We start from the raw sequence: 2,370 nt of genomic DNA on the forward strand, positions 1-2,370 counted from the left end.
ACGATGCAGCGGAAGAGTCTTTCAAGTATGCACAAGAAAGATACGAAATAGGAAAATCTACTGTTTTTGAATTTAATGAAGCGAAAACTAAATTATTGACAAGTAGATCAGAACAGATTCAAGCGAAGTATGATTTCCTTTTTAGAAGTAAAATATTAGATTTCTACCAAGGAAAACCTATAGATTTGGAATAATTGAGTTTAATGTAGAATCAAGTGCTATCAGATTCCGTGAAATTATCTTAAGTTTCACGGAATTTTTATTTTAAAAACATGCCTTTAGAGTCAATTCTCTAGCGAAAAAATTATATATTTGTATAAAGCTTATATATAAATTAACACCATTAACTAAAACCTATAATGAAAGAGTTTTTTGCTAATATGGATGGCACTCAACAGTTTTATTGGTATATAGCCATCGGAGCGAGTGTAATATTTATTATACAAACAATAATGACCTTTGTTGGAGCCGATGCGGATACAGGTGTTGATGCAGATTTTGATGGAAATTTAGACGGCGGAGATTCTCCTTTTCAGCTTTTTTCTCTTCGAAACCTAATTAATTTTCTTCTCGGATTTGGATGGGCTGGAGTATCACTTTACAATGTTATAGAAAACAATATTCTTTTAGCTATTGTCGCATTTTTGGTAGGAGTACTCTTCATTGCATTCTTTTTCTTTATTATGCGAGCGTTACTAAAACTATCAGAAGATAATAGCTTTAAAATAGAAGATACAATAGGTAAAACCGCAGATGTTTATCTTTCTATTCCTGCGGCAAAAACAGGAAAAGGAAAGGTCTTTATTAGTGTTAGGGGATCTACTCATGAACTTTCAGCTATCACCAACAGCGTTGATGAAATCAAAAACGGGTCATTAGTAAAGGTTGTAGGTATAGAAGGAGATATATTAATTGTTACTCCTTTAACTCTCTAACAACTATTCTTTGATTGAACAAATACAATAAATTTTAAAATAAAACTCTTATTATGGAAGGATTATTTGAAGGAACAGGAGTTCTTTTTGTAGTGGCTATAATTGTAATATTTGTCCTCATTATGACAATGGTATCTAGGTACAAGCGTTGTCCGTCGGACAAAATATTAGTTGTATATGGCAAAACAGGAGGAGCTTCAGCCAAATGTATACACGGTGGAGGTGCTTTTATCTGGCCGGTAGTACAAGATTTTGCTTATTTAGACTTGAAGCCGATATCTATCGAGGCCAATCTGACTAGTGCATTGAGTAAACAGAACATTAGAGTCGATGTACCATGTCGATTTACTATTGCGATTTCTACCGAGAAGGAGAATATGAATAATGCGGCAGAGAGATTATTAGGTTTGACCACTTCGCAGATACAAGAATTGGCGAAAGATATCTTATTCGGTCAGCTTCGTTTGGTTATTGCCACAATGATGATTGAAGAAATCAACTCGGATCGTGATAAATTCCTGGATAATATTTCTAAAAATGTAGATACCGAATTACGTAAAATTGGTCTTAAGTTAATCAACGTAAACGTAACTGATATCAATGATGAATCAGGTTATATAGAAGCTCTAGGGAAAGAAGCTGCTGCTAAAGCCATCAATGAGGCGAAAGTGAGTGTAGCTGAACAAGAAAAAATGGGTGAAACAGGAAAGGCTGTAGCCGATAGACTTCGTGATGTACAAATAGCCGAAACACATCGGGATAGAGATGTGCAGATAGCTATAGCTCAGAAGGACAAAGAGGTTAGCATTGCCGGAGCATTCAGAGATGAGTCGATTGGTAAAGCTGAAGCAACGAGAGATACTCGTGTAAAAACGGCTGAAGCAAATGCTGTAGCAGTAAAAGGAGAGAATATTGCAAAAATAGAAATTGCAGGCTCCGATGCTCTACGTCGTGAAAAGGAAGCAGAAGCCTTGAGACTTGCTGTTTCGTCCGAGAAAGTACAAGAAGCAAAAGCTTTGGAAGAAGCATATCAGGCAGAACAACGAGCCGAGTTGGCTCGTTCTGAAAGAGAACGTTCTACTCAAATAGCCAACGTTGTAATTCCGGCTGAGATAGAGAAACAAAAGATCATTATTGAAGCTCAAGCTAAGGCTGAACAGTTGAGAGAACAAGCTCGAGGTGAGGCTGATGCTATATTTGCCAAAATGGATGCAGAAGCTCGAGGATTGTATGAAATACTATCAAAACAAGCGGAAGGTTATAAAGGTGTTGTAAATGCAGCCGGAGGCGATCCTGTAGCGGCATATCAGTTACTACTGATAGAAAAGCTTCCTGAACTGGTGAAAACTCAGGTTGAAGCGATCAAGAATCTTAAAATTGATAAGATTACTGTTTGGGATTCGGCAGGTAACAATAGCAATGGTCAAACAACTAC

Annotated in this window: 3 protein-coding genes; all 3 read left to right on the forward strand. The window is 36.7% G+C overall.

The window, feature by feature from the left end:
* A partial coding sequence (locus LDB17_RS00065; RefSeq protein ID WP_393924812.1) for a TolC family protein occupies nt 1-194 on the forward strand: 194 nt, incomplete at its 5' end.
* Nucleotides 195-359: 165 nt separating this feature from the next.
* The gene (locus LDB17_RS00070) at nt 360-935 is read left to right on the forward strand and encodes an NfeD family protein (protein ID WP_135106399.1); all 576 of its coding nucleotides are present in this window, start codon (nt 360-362) and stop codon (nt 933-935) included.
* Between the two features lie 53 nt (nt 936-988).
* Nucleotides 989-2,370, forward strand: a 1,382-nt coding sequence (locus LDB17_RS00075; protein ID WP_393924813.1) for a flotillin family protein, incomplete at its 3' end; no start/stop codon positions are given.

Origin of the sequence: Dysgonomonas sp. Shenzhen-Wh21, from assembly GCF_043392705.1 — a bacterium.
Classification (GTDB): Bacteria; Bacteroidota; Bacteroidia; order Bacteroidales; family Dysgonomonadaceae; genus Dysgonomonas.

Bases quoted from the DNA above. Each gene is read 5' to 3' on its own strand.
- LDB17_RS00070 (WP_135106399.1), top strand. From the start codon at position 360: ATGAAAGAGTTTTTTGCTAATATGGATGGCACTCAACAGTTTTATTGG.